The 18427-nt window shown below is 46.5% G+C and carries 19 protein-coding genes; 13 read left to right on the top strand and 6 right to left on the bottom strand.

Annotation, left to right across the window (positions count from 1 at the left end):
• The first annotated feature begins 5 nt into the window (after positions 1 to 5).
• Together MGMO_RS06905 and MGMO_RS06900 are read left to right on the top strand one after the other, a co-directional pair.
• Positions 6 to 803, top strand: a complete 798-nt coding sequence (locus tag MGMO_RS06905) for a hypothetical protein (RefSeq protein WP_023494322.1) — start codon at positions 6 to 8, stop codon at positions 801 to 803.
• A 153-nt stretch (positions 804 to 956) separates the two neighbouring features.
• The gene (locus MGMO_RS06900) at positions 957 to 1487 is read left to right on the top strand and encodes an REP-associated tyrosine transposase (protein WP_023494321.1); all 531 of its coding nucleotides are present in this window, start codon (positions 957 to 959) and stop codon (positions 1485 to 1487) included.
• A gap of 11 nt (positions 1488 to 1498) precedes the next feature.
• Here MGMO_RS06900 and MGMO_RS19915 read toward each other — a convergent pair whose 3' ends face one another.
• Positions 1499 to 1642, bottom strand: a complete 144-nt coding sequence (locus tag MGMO_RS19915; protein ID WP_161808471.1) for a hypothetical protein — start codon at positions 1640 to 1642, stop codon at positions 1499 to 1501.
• Between the two features lie 155 nt (positions 1643 to 1797).
• On the opposite strand from MGMO_RS19915, the gene MGMO_RS06895 reads away from it, so the two are divergent.
• Entirely contained in the window at positions 1798 to 2496 is a 699-nt protein-coding gene (locus MGMO_RS06895; protein ID WP_023494320.1) for a TSCPD domain-containing protein, read from the top strand.
• A gap of 169 nt (positions 2497 to 2665) precedes the next feature.
• On the opposite strand, the gene MGMO_RS06890 is transcribed toward MGMO_RS06895, so the two are convergent.
• On the bottom strand, positions 2666 to 3064 hold the full coding sequence (locus MGMO_RS06890) for a hypothetical protein (protein WP_023494319.1): 399 nt from the start codon (positions 3062 to 3064) through the stop codon (positions 2666 to 2668).
• A gap of 211 nt (positions 3065 to 3275) precedes the next feature.
• Here MGMO_RS06890 and rep point away from each other — a divergent pair, with 211 nt between their 5' ends.
• Positions 3276 to 5297, top strand: a complete 2022-nt coding sequence (gene rep, locus MGMO_RS06885) for a DNA helicase Rep (protein ID WP_023494318.1) — start codon at positions 3276 to 3278, stop codon at positions 5295 to 5297.
• A gap of 148 nt (positions 5298 to 5445) precedes the next feature.
• On the opposite strand, the gene MGMO_RS06880 is transcribed toward rep, so the two are convergent.
• The 3 genes from MGMO_RS06880 to MGMO_RS06870 form a co-directional block, all read right to left on the bottom strand.
• The gene (locus MGMO_RS06880) at positions 5446 to 6057 is read right to left on the bottom strand and encodes a hypothetical protein (RefSeq protein WP_023494317.1); all 612 of its coding nucleotides are present in this window, start codon (positions 6055 to 6057) and stop codon (positions 5446 to 5448) included.
• A 226-nt stretch (positions 6058 to 6283) separates the two neighbouring features.
• Positions 6284 to 6847, bottom strand: coding sequence for a ribosome biogenesis factor YjgA (gene yjgA / locus MGMO_RS06875; RefSeq protein WP_023494315.1), 564 nt, complete (start codon positions 6845 to 6847; stop codon positions 6284 to 6286).
• On the bottom strand, positions 6847 to 7041 hold the full coding sequence (locus tag MGMO_RS06870) for a hypothetical protein (protein WP_023494314.1): 195 nt from the start codon (positions 7039 to 7041) through the stop codon (positions 6847 to 6849). Before MGMO_RS06870 ends, yjgA begins: the two co-directional genes overlap by 1 nt.
• A gap of 127 nt (positions 7042 to 7168) precedes the next feature.
• Between MGMO_RS06870 and MGMO_RS19525 the strand changes: the two genes are divergently transcribed.
• From MGMO_RS19525 to MGMO_RS06820, 9 genes are all read left to right on the top strand, one after another.
• Positions 7169 to 7351, top strand: a complete 183-nt coding sequence (locus MGMO_RS19525; protein WP_152976310.1) for a hypothetical protein — start codon at positions 7169 to 7171, stop codon at positions 7349 to 7351.
• Entirely contained in the window at positions 7352 to 7888 is a 537-nt protein-coding gene (locus tag MGMO_RS06865) for a CAP domain-containing protein (RefSeq protein WP_023494313.1), read from the top strand.
• A 216-nt stretch (positions 7889 to 8104) separates the two neighbouring features.
• Positions 8105 to 10345: a fused MFS/spermidine synthase gene (locus MGMO_RS06855; RefSeq protein ID WP_023494311.1), complete on the top strand. Its 2241-nt coding sequence runs from the start codon at positions 8105 to 8107 to the stop codon at positions 10343 to 10345.
• A 161-nt stretch (positions 10346 to 10506) separates the two neighbouring features.
• Positions 10507 to 11136, top strand: a complete 630-nt coding sequence (locus tag MGMO_RS06850) for a PilZ domain-containing protein (RefSeq protein WP_023494310.1) — start codon at positions 10507 to 10509, stop codon at positions 11134 to 11136.
• Positions 11137 to 11937: 801 nt separating this feature from the next.
• Positions 11938 to 13515 carry an apolipoprotein N-acyltransferase gene (gene lnt, locus MGMO_RS06840; protein ID WP_023494308.1) on the top strand — a complete coding sequence of 526 codons (1578 nt, stop codon included), beginning with the start codon at positions 11938 to 11940 and terminating at the stop codon, positions 13513 to 13515.
• 8 nt (positions 13516 to 13523) lie between these two features.
• Positions 13524 to 14480, top strand: coding sequence for a DUF3616 domain-containing protein (locus MGMO_RS06835; RefSeq protein WP_023494307.1), 957 nt, complete (start codon positions 13524 to 13526; stop codon positions 14478 to 14480).
• A 104-nt stretch (positions 14481 to 14584) separates the two neighbouring features.
• Positions 14585 to 15499, top strand: coding sequence for a TraB/GumN family protein (locus tag MGMO_RS06830; RefSeq protein ID WP_023494306.1), 915 nt, complete (start codon positions 14585 to 14587; stop codon positions 15497 to 15499).
• A gap of 72 nt (positions 15500 to 15571) precedes the next feature.
• The gene (locus MGMO_RS06825) at positions 15572 to 16843 is read left to right on the top strand and encodes an MFS transporter (RefSeq protein WP_023494305.1); all 1272 of its coding nucleotides are present in this window, start codon (positions 15572 to 15574) and stop codon (positions 16841 to 16843) included.
• 191 nt (positions 16844 to 17034) lie between these two features.
• A complete protein-coding gene (locus MGMO_RS06820) occupies positions 17035 to 17649 on the top strand; it encodes a retropepsin-like aspartic protease family protein (protein WP_023494304.1) in 615 nt (204 codons plus the stop codon).
• 295 nt (positions 17650 to 17944) lie between these two features.
• On the opposite strand, the gene MGMO_RS19910 is transcribed toward MGMO_RS06820, so the two are convergent.
• A partial coding sequence (locus MGMO_RS19910) for a hypothetical protein (RefSeq protein ID WP_036307203.1) occupies positions 17945 to 18427 on the bottom strand: 483 nt, incomplete at its 5' end.

The following is an 18427-nucleotide window of genomic DNA, read 5'->3' as shown; positions in this document are numbered from 1 at the left end:
AAGAAATGGCAAAATACGACGAGATCATCGAGTTTATTTTTCAGGACAATTATGTTTCTGGAGCAACGCGTGTCAGTTTCAATAGAGAAGAGTTAGCTAGCGCTTGCGACTCTCTTGGAATTGGCAGAATAAAAAATCTTGGCGATATTCCGTATTCGTTTAGGTTTAGAAAAGAACTCTCTGATCTGATAAAGAAAACTGCACCAGAAAATTCCGAGTGGATAATTATTGGCACTGGGGTTGGCCTTTATGAATTTAGATTAGCCTCTCCAGCAAAGATCGCTCCTTCGAATAATAGGCAAAGAGTGAAGATTCCAGACGCGACACCAGAAATTGTAAAGAAGTATGCGCCAGGAACTGACGAGCAAGCGTTGTTGACAAAGGTTCGTTATAACAGATTGGTTGACGTTTTTTCTGGCCTTACCTGTTATTCGATACAAAATCATTTACGAACCACAGTAAAAGATATGGGACAAATTGAAATTGATGAAATTTACCTTGGTATCAGTAAGAAAGGTGCTCATTATGTGATCCCATGCCAAGCAAAGTCACCTGGTGATAAATTTGGTATTGTCCAAGTGATGCAAGACATTGAATTTTGCAAGCAACGGTATCCAAATGCCCTTTGCAAACCGATAGCCCTTCAATTTTTATCCGAGAATGATTTGGCGATACTTGAACTAGCAGTAGAAGAAGATGGAGATGTATTTAGGCTTTCCGTTGTTGATGAGCGACATTACCAACTTACAAGTAAAGACGGAATTTCAGACAACGAGATCATTTCATACTGCCAGCAAGAATGAGCTTAAGGCTAAGTCATTAAATGTAGGAGAATTGTGTGAGCAAATATATCGTTTATCCGTTTGGGTTAGCCCGTAGGTCCGATTAGCGAAGCGTAATCGGACGTATGTATTAAACCCAACACGGAATTCAGGTTTCCGAAGTTGTAAAAAACCATGCCCAATTACAGACGTGCATTCGTTCCCGGTGGAACATGGTTTTTTACCGTGAATTTGCTGGAGGGTAAAAACAATGACTTGCTCATTAGAGAAGTCGATTTATTACGTGAAACCGTGAGGGCAGTAAAACAACGCTATCCTTTCCAGATCGATGCGTGGGTGGTGTTGCCTGAACATATCCATGCGGTTTGGACGTTGCCTCCGGGAGATGCCGATTTCAGCAAACGATGGCGCTTGATTAAAAGCGGTTTTTCGCGGGCGCTACCGCTTACCGAATATCGGAGCAGCGTTCGAAAGGCATCTGGGGAACGAGGCATTTGGCAACGGCATTTTTGGGAACATTTGATACGCGATGAAAAAGACTTCGAACGCCATGTTGATTATGTTCATGTGAATCCGGTTAAGCATGGGCTTGTTAGCCAAGTAAACCAATGGCCTTATTCCAGCTTTCATCGTTATGTTGAAAAGGGAATTTATCCGGAAAATTGGTGTGGTGAGTTAGAGGTATCCATAAAAGGGGATGAATAACAAGCGTCCGATTACGCTACGCTAATCGGACCTACGAATTCTAAGGTGACAATTTTTCCCGTTATGCCGCGCCGAGCACTGGCGTTTTTCTTTTGGATACTTTTCTTTGTCCGTGCAAAGAAAAGTATCTCGTCCGCCGGTGCGAGAACCGGCATTAGAATAACCGTCGCGGTAGCGACACTATAAACACCCCTCACCCTAACCCTCTCCCACAAGGGGAGAGGGGATAAAGCGGGACTCAGGTCGAACGGTAAAATTTAAACAAATCAGTATCAAAACAAACTAAGGAATTCCAAAAGGAGACAATCTCATGGCCCATAAAATCGACAAAAAAATCATCAGCTACAAAGTCTTATCCGAAGACGACAAGGCAGCGGCAGTCCAGGCCAGCAACGATGCGCAGGCTATCGACTTGGAAAGCATGCACGAGAACCTCTCGCGCCCGGAAATCCTGTACGGCTCGACCTATAAGATCAAGACCCCGCAATCGGAACATGCCTTATATATTACGATCAACGACATGATCCTGAATGCGGACACGGAGCATGAAGAGCGTCGGCCTTACGAGGTGTTCATCAACTCCAAGAACATGGAGCATTTCCAGTGGGTACTGGCGTTGACGCGGGTTATCTCGGCGGTGTTCCGCAAGGGCGGCGATGCCTGTTTCCTGGTGGAAGAATTGAAAGCGGTATTTGATCCCAAGGGCGGCTATTTCAAGAAAGGCGGCGTGTTCATGCCGTCGCTGGTGGCGGAAATCGGCTGTGCGATTGAATCGCACTTGAAGCGCATCGGCATGTTGAAAGACCGGGAAATGGACGACCATCAAAAGAAATTCCTGGCCGCCAAGCGCAAGGAATTTGAGGCCATGCACACCGATTCCGCTGAAATCGACGAGGACGGGGCATTTCCGGCTAAGGCCTTATTATGTGGAAAGTGCCAGACCAAAGCCGTGGTGCTGATGGACGGCTGCATGACGTGCCTGAATTGCGGTGAGAGTAAGTGCGGGTGAGGTGGAGCCATCGCAGAAACGCTATGCGCCACCGACTCGAGTAAAAGGGCAATTCTTTGGGTGGGTTGGTTTTAGCATTAAGCCACGAACACACGATGGCCGTCAATCTGATTGGATTGCGCCGTTTCGTGTATTCGTAGTGCTATTGATGTGAGCAGGGCAGAAACGGCTATTTGACTTTTACCAGTTCTTTCCCGCCACTTTCAAAATGACAAATGCCGGTGACGAAATCTGTGCAGTTTTCGGATTGTTCTATTTTTGCACCTGTTGGGCTCAGTTGGATGTCCAATACGCAATGCGTAGCGGCTTCTTCAGATTTCTTTTTCAAGGTCAACTTGTCTTTGCCCGTGCTTTTGGCTTCGCCAGAAATATCGGCAGAACAGGCTTTGCTGCCTTTTTCGTCGGCATTGGGCTCAAAATCCACGTCCGAACTGACGGTGATTTCGTCACCGTTCTGGGTGATTTTTAAATGGTGGACATGTTTGCCTTCGCGCAATACATAATGGTCGGTCGCCGCCAAAACGCTGCCGGAAATGAATAGGGCAAAGCAAAATAAACTTTTTTTCATCAGTTTTCCTCTTGTTTGGTTTTTAGAATTCTCAGGTTAAAAGCTCAGTGTGGTACGATAATTGGCTGGTATTCCCAATCAAAACGCCAACAGACTTTCATTGTAACCTACAGTAAGCCCTTGTCCAAAAACACAATCGCAAGAAACGCAAGTAAAGCGTTTGCCCCTATAACTCGTTTTAATTTGCGGTTGACGTAGCCAAAAACAACAAATGACCCAATTAAACCCTCAGCAACTAGCCGCCGTAAAACTTGTCGATTGCCCGTTGCTGGTGTTGGCTGGTGCCGGTAGCGGCAAAACCCGGGTGATTACCGAAAAAATCGCTTACCTTATTAAGCAAGGGTTGCCCGCGCGACACATAACCGCCGTGACCTTCACCAACAAGGCCGCCCGTGAGATGCAAAGCCGTGTCGCCAAGTTACTGGACAAACAACAGGCCCGTGGCCTGCGGGTTTCGACCTTTCATGCGCTTGGATTGGAAATTATCCGCAAGGAACACAAGACCTTGGGGTATAAGCCAGGATTGAGCTTATATGACGAAGAAGATAAGGTTAAGCTGCTGAAAAACCTGATCGTCCATAGCAAAAGCGATTGTGATGCAGAGCAGGTGGAGCAATACGCTAATCAGATCGGGCAATGGAAAAATGCCTTTGTTACCGCAAAGCAAGCGGGGTCCACTTCGATTGCCGAGCAGAAAGCAACCGCCCAGCTTTATGCGGACTACATACGCAGCCTTAAGGCCTATAACGCAGTCGATTTTGATGACTTGATTTTATTGCCTGTGCTGTTGTTCCAACAACATCCAGCCGTTTTGGAAAAGTGGCAAAACACGATTCGCTATTTGCTGGTGGATGAATACCAGGACACCAACCTTACCCAGTACGAATTGGTGAAACTGCTGGCCGGAAACCTGGGGCGATTTACCGTTGTGGGGGATGACGACCAGTCCATTTACGCTTGGCGCGGCGCACAGCCGGAAAACCTAAGCCAATTGCAAAAAGATTTTCCGCGCTTGCAGGTCATTAAGCTGGAGCAGAATTACCGATCGACCGGACGTATCCTTAAAGTGGCTAACCAACTTATAGCCAACAATCCCCATACGTACGAAAAAAAGTTGTGGAGCGAATTGGGTTATGGCGATCCACTGCGGGTGTTAAGCCATAAGGATGAAATCACCGAAGCGCAACAAATGGTCGCCGAACTGATTCACCATAAATTCAAGTCTGGTGGGCGCTATCGGGATTATGCGATCCTGTATCGTGGCAACCATCAATCCCGCTTGTTTGAACGGGGCTTAAGGGAAAACAACATCCCGTATTTTATCAGTGGCAGCACGTCATTTTTCGCCTATTCCGAAATCAAGGACATCCTGGCCTATTTGCGGCTGCTGGTTAATCCCGACGACAATACGGCTTTCTTGCGCATTATCAACACGCCCCGACGGGAATTGGGGCCCAGCACTTTGGAAAAGCTCAGTGCTTACGCCAATCAACGGCAAATCAGTTTACTGTCTGCTTGTAATGAAATGGGGTTGGGGCAAATCGTCTCCAGCAAGTCGCAAATTCGACTGCAAAAGTTTTACGATTGGATCATGAATGCCGCCCAGCAAGTCGAGCAGCACGAACCCTTTAAAATAATAGCAGCAATGATCGTCGAGATCGGCTATGAAAACTGGCTACGGGAAAACGCCAAAACCATTGAATCCGCCGAGCGGAAGATGAAAAACGTCCATGAATTGATCGACTGGCTTAAGCGAATTGCCAACAAAGACCCCGCGCAAGAAAAAGCGTTGGATGAAGTGATCGCCAATATCATGCTAATGGATATCCTGGAACGCAACCAGGAGGAAGAAAGCGGCGACCAAGTGAGCTTAATGACCTTACATTCCGCGAAAGGGTTGGAGTTTCAACATGTGTTGCTGGTGGGTATGGAAGAGAACATCCTGCCGCACCAAAATACGCTTGAATCTGACGAACAGAATGGGTCGAACGGCATTGAAGAAGAACGGCGGTTGGCGTACGTAGGCATTACTCGTGCCCAACGCACGTTAACCTTCAGCTATTGTACTCACCGTAAAAAATATGGCGACATCATGGAATGCCAGCCCAGCCGTTTTCTGGGCGAACTGCCCGAAGACGACCTGGAATGGGTCAACAAAAAACAGTTGCCGGCAGACGTGGTTAAGGAACGCGGAAAAACCAATCTCCAGAATCTCAGGGCGATGTTATCGTAATTGCCGCCGTATTCCGGAAAGCTTGTGATGAAGCTTCCAATTTGTATCAACTTGCTCATGACGAACAAAAAACTTTACTGTCCGTCATGAGCCGATCAAAAAACCAATAAGCGATTCCAAGCTACCCAATTTTGGGTATTGAGATTGCTTATTTTACGAGTACGCCAAGACCACGAATCAGGACTTTACTGGTGGGGTCGGCGGTGATGCCGAGTGACAGTATAATGGCGCCATCTCTCGATCTCAGCACTGGCCTGATAGACTTGCTGTTGACACAAACTGGGGTTGCAGATGTCAAGGCAGTTGTATCAGTGATGACCGTATCCGGTGCGGCGGGATTTGTCACTTGGCCTAAACTGATTTGGCTGATGAAACTTGTCAGGCCTGTATTGCCATAACAAACCCTTACGCCCACAATTTTAGTGTCTTTGGGCAAATCGAGCGCCATTTGCACGGAAGATGCCCCAACGGCTACAGGCTGAATTAAAAGTCCTGACAAGCCAGGGAATGCCCCGCTAGCGGCGGAGTTGCTTGTCGCAGTCAAAATTGCGGTGTCCGCTGATTGCAGGGCTAAGTGGTTAAGCCACATGACTTGACCGTTCCGGCTGCTATGTTCGGAATGGTCGCCTCCATTAGAGTGTTCACCGCCTTTATCGGCGTTGACCATTGCTGTGTTGAACGCTAAACCTAAGCCAAAAACAGCCAATAAGGCTATTTTGGTTCCCATTCTCAGGGTTTTTCTAGTTATGTTGCTGTCCATAATGTATTCCTCATGATTATTTGTAAAAAATGATGCTCTCGGTTTATAAAGCTGCCAAGTCCCCAAAACCGATTACGTGCCATTTTATTGCAAAATGCTTAAGCAGGTATTAAAATTAATTCAACTTAGTTCTTTGTTTTTTTAGATTTTTTTACGTTTTTGCCCTGCTGTATTGAGGTTTGCGCTGCCCGTTGCTTCCCTCGCGGCGAAAGGGTTCGTTCGAGGCTCAATGGCCTTCTTCAGGTTCATTTTCCGCCTCGCTGCCGTCTTCGAATTGGAATAATTCCTTGAGATAGCGGTACAGCAACCGCGATGATCTCGGTGGCTTGTTGGTTTCGGTTTCTTTCTTGATATTGCGTAACAACTGTTTGATTTGTTGCAGGTCGATGGTCGGTTGTTCGTCGAACAATTCCGTCAGTGCGGCGTTGCCTTCATTTATCAGCTTATCGCGCCAATGTTCAAGAATGTGATGTTCCCGGACTGAATGGGCGCTTTTGTTTTGGATACGCGCAAGCTTTTCTTGAATGGGCGCTACGTCCATTTTATGCAGTTGCCCGGCGATGTACTTTAAAGAACGCTTACGGGCGCCGGTATGCGGCATATTGGCGACTTCACTGACGGCTTTGTGGATATTGTCTGGCAACTCCAGGGAGCTTAAATGTGCGGCGGATAACTTCGACATTGTCTCGCCTAGCGCGAAAAGATCGCCTATTTCTTTTTTGATCCGTGTCTTATTGGGGCGGATGGCGTAATATTCGACCTCATCCTCGTATTCCTCATAATCGTTCATTATGGCTTGACCATTGCGATAAGGAAGAAGACAAACAAGACGACCAAGGCTATAGGAATAAGCAGCCCAGGCCAGTCGCTTTGGGCGGTTTTGCTTTTTTCCAGGGCCGCTTTAATGCCGGGTTTCATCCAGAAAATCAACAGGATTGCAAAAGCGCCCAACAATACGTTTTCCCAGGTTGATAAGGGTTCCATCAATGCCTCAAAAAAATAAAACTTACTTTATCATAGAATGGACGACTGCTTGGGCTGGTTTTTATTGAAGCTGGCAGGGTTAACAAATTGGAGGCTTCGATGCTTAATAAGATAGGTGAAGTTAGCGGTGAAAACAGTAGACGAGCATCGGGCTGATGGTTGGCAAATGCTTATCATCCAGGCAACCCATCCCATCAAACAAGATGGCTACTGGTTTATACTGTCGACACCATTATGTGAGCCAAAACGCCCTAGTAGGCATCTGGCAAGTGGCTCAAACGATCAACCTCAACCCTCACAACGGCGCTAAATGAAAAATAATGACTTGAGAATTGGCCTGCTGATTGTTCTTGCCGGGTTGCCTGTTGCTTATGCCGCACCCAATTTTAGCGTTGGCGAGCAAGCCGAAATCGTGACGGGGCACAACAATTGGCGTAGCCAAGTTAATATCCCAAGGCTGCATTGGTCGCCGACTATTGCAGAATTGGCGCAAAGCTATGCCGATTCATTAAAATCAAACGAGGATTGCCAACCTTCGCATAGTGCAACAGGTTTGGGCGAAAGCCTGTTTTGGGCCAGCCCAACTACTTATTCTGACGGCAGTTCCGAAGTCCAGGCCATAACGCCGACTCAGATAGTTGACGATTGGGGCGGTGAAAAAGTTGATTACGACAGTGCTTCTAACACTTGTGCCATAGGTAAAGTGTGCGGACATTACACGCAAATGGTGTGGGAAAGCACGACTGAAATCGGTTGCGGCAAAGCCGTTTGCCCGGATAACTCGCAAATATGGGTATGCAATTACCGTCCCGCAGGCAATATTGTCGGTCAACATCCTTATCGATGATTTATGCCCGACAGTACGCCAGTTTATCGGGAATAAAGCTGGAGATGCGACTATTCACTCATAATTTCAAAATTTTCGCACAGTTAACCCGCCTTTTTTATTGTCTTGTCATTTTCGAGTGCCGCAAGCTTGGGCAAATGGTTTATCATAAGCTGATTAATCACTTAGCTCAGTATCACAAAGCATTAAACCGAAGAATCGACGCAAACAATAATAATGAAACAGTCACCTAACCCCACGACCGACCGCAGCCTACTCCTAATTTTTCTATTTGCCGGCACCTTATTCACCAGTGCTGCACTGATGTTTGTGCTGCAACCGATGTTCGGGAAAATCCTGCTGCCGTTGCTGGGCGGCTCGCCTGCCGTCTGGAACACCTGCATGGTGTTTTACCAAAGTATTTTGTTCCTCGGTTATCTCTATGCCCATTATCTCTCGACCCGGCTCGACCATCATAAGCAGATAATGGTGCATGTCGCCGTCATCGTGGTCAGCTTTTTGGCGTTGCCTGTCGGCTTGCCCGAAAGTGTTTCGCCCCCCACCGAAAGCAACCCGACTTTTTGGTTGATCGGCGTGTTGTTCCTTTCAATTGGATTGCCGTTTTTCGTCGTCTCCACGACGGCGCCGCTGATCCAAAAATGGTTTGCCAATGTGGGCCATCACACCAGCGACGACCCTTATTACCTTTATGCGGCCAGCAATATTGGCAGCTTGATTGCCTTGCTCAGTTACCCATTCGTGATTGAACCGAACATCGGCTTGGCTAGCCAGAAATCCGATTGGAGTGTGGGCTTTATCGTGCTGTGTTTGTTGATCGCAGCGTGCGCTTTTACCTTGTGGAAAGCCCAGCAAGCTAAGGAAGCCGCTGAAGAACCGATCACGCAGGATGATGAATTAAGCTTGTCTACCAAGTTGCACTGGCTGGCACTGGCTTTTGTGCCTTCCAGCCTGTTGCTGGGACTGACCACGTTCATCAGCACGGATATCGCCTCTGTGCCGTTGTTGTGGATCATTCCGCTGACGGTTTACCTGCTCACCTTCATTATCGTCTTCTCAAAATGGCACGATAAAGTCCATTCCTTGATGGTCGCATTGCAACCCGTCGTGTTGCTGCCGTTTATTGCCTATTCCTTCATCAACCCGGCGGTGTTGCCGTATTGGGTGGATTTGGGATTGCATTTGACCGCGTTTTTCCTGGCGGTGATGGTTTGCCATGGCGAACTTGCCAGACTTCGGCCCAATACGAAGCACTTAACCACCTATTATTTAATCATGTCATTTGCGGGCATGTTAGGCGGAATGTTTAATACCTTCGTCGCGCCCTTTATTTTTAATGCCGTCTACGAATATCCTTTGATGATAGTCGCAGCGCTGTTGCTGCGCCCTGGCTTGATAGATTCTGTCCGCAACAGGAAAGTATGGTTAATGCAATTGATCTTCCCCGCCTTACTTGTCATAGTCGGATTAGGTTTATTTTTCAGCATCGACGATTTGCCGCAATACCTGGACACCATCGGCGTTGGCCTGATCCTATTGGCAGGGTTGACCTATTCGTTCAGGGCGCAGCCACTCACTTTGGCCTTGCTGACGGGTATCCTCATCTTCTTTACCTTTGGCTTGCATGGTTTGCTGTCGCACACCTTATACCAGGAACGGACTTTCTTTGGCGTGTTGTCCGTCCGTGAGAGCATGTTAACGGATGAACAAGGCCAACCCGAAAAATACCGCGAATTCTATCACGGCACCACCAAACACGGCGCTCAACGCTTGGCGGACAAGGATTCACGCACGCCCTCCACGTACTTTAGCCGCCAAGGCCCTATCGGCCAGCTTTTCAGCGAATACGACAAGGTCAACGACAATTGGGTCGTCGGCATTATCGGGCTGGGTGCAGGTACGTTGTCTTGTTACACTAAACCCCAGCAAAGCTGGACGTTTTACGAGTTGGATCCGCTGGTTGTCGATGTTGCCAGTAACCCGACTTATTTTACTTTTATCAGCCAGTGCAACCCCAAAATGACCATGACGGTGGGCGATGCACGGCTGTCATTGGAAAAAGAACCCGATCACAAGTTTGACCTGTTCGTGGTCGATGCTTTCAGTTCTGACTCCATCCCGACCCATTTGCTGACCCAGGAAGCCATCAAGCTCTATTTCGACAAGATTAAACCGGATGGCATCTTGGCATTGCACATAACCAACCGCCATTTGGCCTTGAAAAAAGTGCTGGCGGTACACGAAAAACAATTGCAATTGTCGGCCTTAATCCAGGAATTCAAACCGCAGCAGGACATTCCCTTAGTCGTCGCAACTGACTGGGTAGTGATGGCCAAAAAGCCGGAAACCTTGGAGTTATTAAGGAAAAGCCAATTAGGAAACTGGCAAAAACTTCCAGTGACTTTTGATGTCAAACCGTGGACGGATGACTTCACTAATATTGTCACTATTTGGAAATAACAAAGGGTTAAATATTACCCCAGCCTGCCTACAAATAAGTATTGAAATTTACAAAAATTAGTTGTAGGAAACTAAAAAATAAGTGATGATAAGGAGGAATAGTAGCGACGCTAGACTTCGAGCCACAATTTAGCGCGTTATAATAATACGAGGAGATTCTTATGAATTCAATGCTGTTAAGACCTTATAGAAAGAATTTAACCACGCACGGCTTGATTTATCTCGCTGGCGAAGAACAGCCCATCACCATTAAAAATATATCCATTACGGGAGTTCTCGCCCAATTAAATAGTAAGGTCGGCAAAAATGACATTAAAACTATTTTTAATACGCTATTGGGTTCGACTGTTATCGACTTATATTTGCCAGAAATGCGCCTAGCGGGTGAAGTTGAAGTTATCCGGGTCGACATGGAAGACGACCATATCATGCTGGCCTTGGAATTCAAGAATGTCACTTATGACATCAATGACCTATTGTACAAAAGGAAAGCCTACCGTAAAAACCTGCCCGGACCTGGGCATATACTGCTTAACGGCACCTATCTTGAGTATAGCGCGGTCAATGTCTCCGTTGATGGCATTATGATCCGTTTAGCCGAGTCGGTTAATGTTGAGCCCGGCACAGTGACTGTGTTTGAATTTAAGCGCTTGGAACTGGAAGGCGAGATAAAAGTAGTCTGGGTGGAGCATCTGTCTGAAGGTGGGACTTTGATGGGCTTGCAGTATGTCCACATGGAGAAGTCGACAGTTAAGGGCATACCGGAATTTGCAAGGCTACAAACCGCTTGAAGGTTTTTTGTTCAGTGTTTTGGGACTGAGCGCTACCCAAAACGGGCTATTTGTCCTTACTAACCTCAATCGCTGTTTGATTATTCCTGTTGTGAGCCTTGTAGAAGCATGAAGCCAATCGACTTGTCCAATGCTTTCCTTATTTTCTTCCCCTATTGATCCCGGCTTTTGGCATCTGCATTTCAGTTCGTTTTGAGACTGAAGCGCAAGTTCGCTTCGATAAGCTTTTCTTAATTCATCGATAGGTTCAACCCAGTGGGTTCAGGCATAATAAGGCTGGCTCTTTGATGTTGCGGCCCTCACGGCAACTCCTCACCTCTTAATCACATCCCTCCGCAACTCACTGGTACAATCAAAATCAAGGCTTTGTGCAGCACAGGCCTTTGTCACTTAATACAGATTACTACGTTGCGAAGAATCTGATAAAGTAGCGGTCATTTATCAACAAGCCCCCTAAACTTAATCGTCCGACCTGATTCGGTAACACTTCTTATTCCTGTTTGATGGATATCTTAAAAAACACGGTTGGAATCCTAAAGTTTGCGCCATTGCTGGGAGAAATCGGCTTTAAATTTTTTGGACTGCCCGTTTTCAAAATGGCTTGCTTCGTTTCAGCGTTGATATATAGGACGCCCGTATTGCGGAGGCCTTCAGCAATTGTTTCTGAACGGGTCAATACTGCATTTGATAGGCTGGCGAAAGGCATGTTCATTTTCGATGAGCACGGGCAAATTGTCTTAGCCAATAGGATTTTTACCGAAAAGATAGGCAGGCCGATGTCTTCAAACCCTCATAAATAGCATGAATATCAAATTATCCGCCAACTCCTTGTGGTATTTGCCCGTGTTGTCCGGTGTCTTCATCGGCACGAGTTACATCCCGTTTCCGCCTTGGGCATCCTTATTTGGTTTTGTGCCGTTGTGGCTGTTTTGGAATCAGCAAACACAGTTAAAAAACGCATTTCTGGGCGGGGTGGTCACCGCTTTTGTGTTTACACTGATTGGTTTTAACTGGGTTACGTACACGCTTCATGAATTTGCCCACCTGCCTTGGTTTTTCTGTGTTATCGGCATGTTGGTGTTCGGGCTAATCGGGCATTTGTATGTTGCCTTAGCGGGAGTGCTGTGGTTTTGGGGACGGAGGGCATTTCATTGGCCGGAACCCTTGTCGCTGGGTTTGATGGCGCTCATAACAGTGCTTTGCGAAGCCAATTCGCTGACGCTATTCGATTGGAATTTTGGATATTCTTGGTATGGTGCCAATATTCCTGTTTACCAATGGGCGGAATTCATCGGCTTCAGTGGCCTGAGTGCGGCGACCTTATTGTGCAATCTGCCGCTCTATTATGCTTGGAAAAATCGTAAACATCGATCCGGCAAAATCATTTTTGCGGCGGTGCTGGCGGGTTTTGTCCTGCTTAATCTTGGCGGCTTAGGCTTGAAGGCGCGCTTGCCGCAACCGGACAGTAAACTGAATGCGCTCTTGATCCAAGCGAGCATCCCTAACTCTGAAAAAATGGCGGTTGAACTCGGCGAAGGTTACACTGAGGAAATCATCAGGCGCATCATGGCCTTGACTGATAAGTCCCTGGCTGAGCATAAAGGCAGCAAGGTAGACTTTGCCATGTGGCCGGAAACCGCTTTTCCAGCTTTGTTGGGTGCAGGATTCAAGGATAGGGAAAACTCGGTTTGGCTATCCCAGTTTCTTCGTGACCGTCAGTTGGTGCTGGTTACAGGAGCATTTGGCGTGGATGAAAAGTCAAGGCTGATAACCAATTCTTTATTTTTGTTGGACGACCAAGGCGAAGTGCAAGAACCACATTACAGCAAAACGATTTTATTGGCATTTGGTGAATATATTCCCTTCGCAGAGACTTTCCCAGTGATCCGAAAATTTTTGCCGCAGATTGGACAATATGCCAGGGGGCCAGGCCCTACGGTTTTATTTGATTGGAACGGCTTTAAAATGGGGCCGCAAATTTGTTATGAAAGCCTATTCCCTAAGTTTTCACGGGACTTGGCTAATTTGGGCGCACAGTTTATTGTCAATGCAACCAATGACTCCTGGTACGGCACTTGGCAAGAACCTTACCAGCACTTATATATGACCTTGGCGCGAGGCGTTGAATTCCGCAGGCCCGTATTGCGCGCGACCAATACCGGTATTTCTACGGTGTCATTGGCATCAGGGGAGGTACTTGAGCAGTCTCCCATGCACCAAGCCTGGACGGGACTTTATGAGGTTCCCTACTTAAAAAATCCGCAAGCGACGTTTTATCAGGACTGGTTTTGGCTAGTTCCTTGTATACTCTGGGGCAGCTTAGCCTTATTACTGCTTGTAGGGATTGTCAAAAAACCTGCATCTACTCAAACTGACTGAGGTTACGAATGACAACCAACACGATCCAAGAAAAAAAATATTTTGGCATCTCAAACCCATCAGGGGCTGTTGCGCTCAATCACAACCTCTTCGTGGTTGCCGATGATGAAGATAACGTGTTGCGCATTTACGATAAAAATGTACCCGATAAGCCTCTGCAAACTATTTCTCTTAGTGCTGTGTTCAAGGGTATTATCGCCGATGGCGAAGATTTGGAAATTGACCTGGAAAGCGCGGCTGAAATCGAAGGGATATATTTTTGGCTAGGTTCGCATTCCAGTAGCCGGACGGGTGAATATCGAGAGGCAAGGCATCGGTTATTCGCAATCAACATCAAAGCAGGGGTTAAAGGTAAATTCACGGTAAGTCCAGCAGGCGGAATTTATACCAGCCTGATAAGGGATCTACAAGATGATTCCCGCTTTGACCGTTATCATCTGGGCAAGGCCAAAAAAACACACGCTAAGGGACTAGGCGGCTTGAGCATCGAAGGGCTCGCATCCACGCCTGATAATGGGTTGTTGATCGGATTCAGGAATCCTCTAAGTGGCGGCGACATCAAGAAAGGCCGGTTAGAAAAAGGCAAAGCCTTAATCGTAAAATTAAAGAACCCATTTGAGGTTATCCATGAGTTGAAAGCCAAGTTTGCCGATCCCATCGAACTGGATTTGGATGGCTTAGGCATACGGGAGATCACTCGGCGCAAGAATCATAAATACCTCATTGTTGCCGGGCCTTACCATGAAAATATTGCAACAGACGATCATAAAAGGAAGGCTTTTCAGCTTTATAAATGGTCAAGCAAGTCGGGTAAGCTTAACCACCTGAAAAAAAAGGAGTTGGACAGTTTAAACATAGAAGCGGCACTTTTTTATCCGGATAATGACGATTGTGTGCAATTATTAAGTGATGATGGTGGGTTGGCTGGCGCTAATGGATTTCGCAGCTTGAGTTTAACCTTGTAGCATGAGAGCCGACTAATTGGCTCATGTTCTAAATTATAACAGCAAGTACTTCGTGGGCTTAGCTCCGGCATTGCCTTTTTGCCGGTATCAAAATAGTTGTTTTGATGGATAATCGTCTTCAGATTTTGGATTTCGTCAAAACAAAAGTATTGGGCGTAAAAATAACCATGCGAACTCTCCTGTTTTTCGGCCTGCTGTTGCCTTGCCTGGTTTTTGCAGAAACCTCATTATGGCGCATTAGCAAGGGCAGCCACCAGCTGGTAATCGGCGGCACGGTGCATTTGTTGGGCAAGTCTGACTATCCACTGCCAGATGAGTATGAACAAGCTTTCCGCGAAATCGGGACGTTGGTGTTGGAAGCGGACCTGGATGCATTGTCAAAACCTAAGTCCCAAGCGAAGTTGATACAGGGGCTTATGTATACGGACGGTTCGACCTTGCAGGGCAAGATCAAACCGAAGACTTATAAGACATTGGCACGTTATTGTAAAACTGCCGGTTTGTCCTTTAAGCCGATGCTGACCATGAAACCTTCCATGGTAGTTTTGACCTTAACGATGGCAGAATTGAATCGCTTGGGCTTGGCAGGTGCGGGCGTTGATCAATTTTTCCTTGCTAAGGCTAAGCAGGCAGGCAAAAAAATAACCGGACTCGAAAGCGCAGAATCCCAAATCGAGACACTGGAAAATATGGGTAAAGGTCATGAAGATGAGTTGATTTTGTCCACCATCAAGGAAATCAGGAAAACACCGGAATTTATGGAAGAAATGAAAAAAGCTTGGCGTACGGGCAATTTGAGTGACCTGGAACAAGTCGGCATAAAAACCATGAAGGCAGAATTTCCTGAACTTAACGAAAGCTTGTTGACCACCCGTAACAATGCCTGGCTCCCTAAAATCAAAGCGTTACTGAACACGCCCGAACGGGAGTTAATCCTGGTTGGTGCGTTACATTTGGCTGGAGGAGAGGGTATCTTGGCGCAATTGAAAAAACAAGGTTATGCCGTTAAACAATATTGATAGCGGCTTGACTGGGGCGAATGAAGTACTGGGCAACCAAACAAGAGCTTGCTTTAAACACAGGGATTTTAAATGTCACAAGTAAAAAAAGTCATTGCTTCCACGATGATAGGCAATGGCCTGGAATGGTATGATTACGCGCTGTACGGCACATTTACCGCACTCATCAGCAAACATTTTTTTCCGGCTGGGGACGATGCTGTCGCGCTGATTGCAACCTTCGGTATTTTTGCCGTCGGTTTTTTGATGCGACCCGTAGGGGCCATGTTTTTTGGCTATATCGGCGACAAATACGGGCGTAAAAATGCACTGGCACTTTCCATCTTGCTGATGGCATTTCCCACTGCGTGCATTGGTTTGTTGCCGACTTACAAAGAGATAGGGTTATGGGCACCCGTATTATTAACGGTAATACGTTTGGTGCAAGGCGTGGCGGTCGGCGGCGAATTTGGCGGTTCTATCGTCTATTTGGTTGAGCATGCGTCAGCCCAAAACAAGAACCAGATGGGTAGCTTATCAATACTCAGCATGCTCATCGGTTTGCTCGGTGGGGCCATGATTGCCGCCGCCCTAGCCCACATACTGCCTGCGGAGGATTTTGACACTTGGGGCTGGCGCATTCCCTTCATCCTAGGGTTTTTTATCGGCATCATCGGCTTGTATATCCGCACCAGACTCGATGAAAGCCCAGTCTTTATGGAAGCTAAAGAAGCAGGACATACCTCCGATGCGCCGATCAAAGAAGCCTTACAACATAACTATAAGGAAATCCTCCTGGGGATAGGCATTTACTTGGCTGTGACCATACCGTTTTATATTCAAACGGTATTCATGCCCAGCTTTATCGTCAAATTCCTAAAATTTTCCACCTCGGATTCCCTTTTGATTTTCGCACTTAGTCTGTTGACCATGATGGTTATCGCGCCCATTTCTGCGTGGCTAAGTGACAACAAAGACAGGGAGGTCGTACTTAAAGTTGTGCTGATACTCTACGTGGCTTTCGCTATCCCGTATGTCTATTTATTGGAGGGCAACACGTTTGCCGCTGTATTAATCGCGCAAATTATGTTCTCGGCCATTTTAGGGGCGTACATAGCGCCTATTCCCACCCTAGTCGTCGAGTTGTTCCCGACTAAAACACGCTACACCGGTATGTCGCTGGCCTGTAATTTGGCAGCGGCGATCTTCGGTGGTACTGCGCCTATGCTTGTCACCAAAATGATTACGTTAAGCGGCTCCAATTCGCCGATCTCGTTTTACATCATGGTAGCGGCATTCACTTCCTTTTTCTGCATTGCTTCGGTACGTGTGCGAAAACATCGGGATTTGTTGCACTTGGTGTGATTAGCGTGTGAGATTGCGAAAGAATTTATTCGGTGGAGTGCAAATCTAGATTTTGTACGCCTAAATTAGAGCCGGCTCACAGATTTAAGCTAGAATTCTTGTTATCGTTGCAGCCGCTGGCAATACCCGATAGGTAAACCCAGATTTGATTCCACTGAAACAAGCCCAAAACATCAGCAAAGGGGAAAGTTATGCAAAACCATGTTGTCCGATCACTGTTTATTCTTCTTTCCGCTGTTATTGGCTCAAATGTATGGGGTGGCGTGATATACAAATGCAAAAACCAGAAGGGTATTTTGGTATACCAAAATTCTGCTTGCATGGCTGATGCAGAAACCCTCAATTCCTGGGAACACAAAGAAAAACCGAAGCCACCTATTGACGAATCAGGGCAAGGCAAGGATGCCAAAAAAGAACCGCCCCCCGTGTTGACACTGAAGCAAAATGTGGGCGGGCATTATGCCACAGACGGCAATGTTGATGGCAAGTCATTGAATTTTGTGGTTGATACGGGGGCATCTTTTGTTTCATTACCAGAATCCCTCGCCCATGATGCACAAATTTACTGCGATGATAAGATAGGTATGAACACCGCTAATGGCAAAGCCGATGCTTGCACCGCAAAAATAAAAAAACTACAGTTCGGCCCTTTTTATATAGAAGATGTGGCTGCAGTTATCGTCCCCAACTTAAACCAACCGTTGTTGGGGATGAATGTGCTGCAATTATTTAAAGTCGCCCAGGAGAAAGGCGAGATGCACATTTCCGTCATGGAAAAAGCGCAACCTGAACCTGAGACAAAATAACGGTTCCAAGCATAAGGAAACCGGATTAATAACCCATTTTTAAAGCCAAGGTAGTATTGCTTATTATCCAAAGCGGTCTTCACTTCATATTTTGCCTTGTTTATGAACTGGCAATTTCGACCCACAGGCGACTCTTGACCCTAGCACGAATAAACCTCCAAAAGAAGACGTTCAAAAATACTCAGTGGATTAATGCTTTCGACTCCCACAACAACATTTGCAGTTTTCAAGGGAAATGAAAAACTCATTTTTTATAACGTCAATGATTAAGCATTAATGATTTTGAATTTCGGGATTATCTTCCAAAAACATCGTTTAAAATCTTGTCAATTTCGGGAATGGATATTGCCCCCCTTAAAGTTCCATCTTCCATGGTTTTTGGCTCATCCTTGGTTACTATCAACGTACCGTTTTCTCCACCTCCTTGCTCAAAAGGTAAGATATCATTTGCTACATACCATTGGTATTTTGCTTCCCAGCGTTCAGCATAGCCCTTGTCGTGCAACATTCCGCAATGTTCCCAATAGTAATTAATGCCGGTATCGTCATTCTCGATGGTAAAGTCCGGAAGTTTTTCTACTTCTTTTATCACCAATGGTTTTTCGTACATAGGCACTAAACCTTTATCCAACATACGCTGGTAAATGAGTAGTTCACTTTTAGACCGTAACATTCTTTCATCACTTGCCTGATGTATCAGGTTTTTCTCCAAATACTTTCCGTCCACTTCCACCATGTCGGGTTTTTCAAACAGGTTGGTAATACGGCTCAAGGTATC

Origin of the sequence: Methyloglobulus morosus KoM1, from assembly GCF_000496735.2 — a bacterium.
GTDB classification, from domain to species: domain Bacteria; phylum Pseudomonadota; class Gammaproteobacteria; order Methylococcales; family Methylomonadaceae; genus Methyloglobulus; species Methyloglobulus morosus.
The sequence above is the reverse complement of the archived record's forward strand: the minus strand, read 5'-3'. Positions and strand labels throughout refer to the sequence as shown.

Excerpts from the sequence above, each read along its gene's own strand:
- MGMO_RS06855 (WP_023494311.1), top strand. The coding sequence starts at position 8,105 with ATGAAACAGTCACCTAACCCCACGACCGACCGCAGCCTACTCCTAATT.
- MGMO_RS19915 (WP_161808471.1), bottom strand. The coding sequence starts at position 1,642 with ATGCCGGTTCTCGCACCGGCGGACGAGATACTTTTCTTTGCACGGACA.
- MGMO_RS06825 (WP_023494305.1), top strand. The coding sequence starts at position 15,572 with ATGTCACAAGTAAAAAAAGTCATTGCTTCCACGATGATAGGCAATGGC.
- MGMO_RS06890 (WP_023494319.1), bottom strand. The coding sequence starts at position 3,064 with ATGAAAAAAAGTTTATTTTGCTTTGCCCTATTCATTTCCGGCAGCGTT.
- MGMO_RS06905 (WP_023494322.1), top strand. The coding sequence starts at position 6 with ATGGCAAAATACGACGAGATCATCGAGTTTATTTTTCAGGACAATTAT.
- MGMO_RS06880 (WP_023494317.1), bottom strand. The coding sequence starts at position 6,057 with ATGGACAGCAACATAACTAGAAAAACCCTGAGAATGGGAACCAAAATA.
- lnt (WP_023494308.1), top strand. The coding sequence starts at position 11,938 with ATGAATATCAAATTATCCGCCAACTCCTTGTGGTATTTGCCCGTGTTG.
- MGMO_RS06850 (WP_023494310.1), top strand. The coding sequence starts at position 10,507 with ATGAATTCAATGCTGTTAAGACCTTATAGAAAGAATTTAACCACGCAC.
- MGMO_RS06830 (WP_023494306.1), top strand. The coding sequence starts at position 14,585 with ATGGATAATCGTCTTCAGATTTTGGATTTCGTCAAAACAAAAGTATTG.
- MGMO_RS06865 (WP_023494313.1), top strand. The coding sequence starts at position 7,352 with ATGAAAAATAATGACTTGAGAATTGGCCTGCTGATTGTTCTTGCCGGG.
- MGMO_RS06900 (WP_023494321.1), top strand. The coding sequence starts at position 957 with ATGCCCAATTACAGACGTGCATTCGTTCCCGGTGGAACATGGTTTTTT.
- MGMO_RS06895 (WP_023494320.1), top strand. The coding sequence starts at position 1,798 with ATGGCCCATAAAATCGACAAAAAAATCATCAGCTACAAAGTCTTATCC.
- yjgA (WP_023494315.1), bottom strand. The coding sequence starts at position 6,847 with ATGAACGATTATGAGGAATACGAGGATGAGGTCGAATATTACGCCATC.
- MGMO_RS06820 (WP_023494304.1), top strand. The coding sequence starts at position 17,035 with ATGCAAAACCATGTTGTCCGATCACTGTTTATTCTTCTTTCCGCTGTT.
- MGMO_RS06835 (WP_023494307.1), top strand. The coding sequence starts at position 13,524 with ATGACAACCAACACGATCCAAGAAAAAAAATATTTTGGCATCTCAAAC.
- MGMO_RS06870 (WP_023494314.1), bottom strand. The coding sequence starts at position 7,041 with ATGGAACCCTTATCAACCTGGGAAAACGTATTGTTGGGCGCTTTTGCA.
- rep (WP_023494318.1), top strand. The coding sequence starts at position 3,276 with ATGACCCAATTAAACCCTCAGCAACTAGCCGCCGTAAAACTTGTCGAT.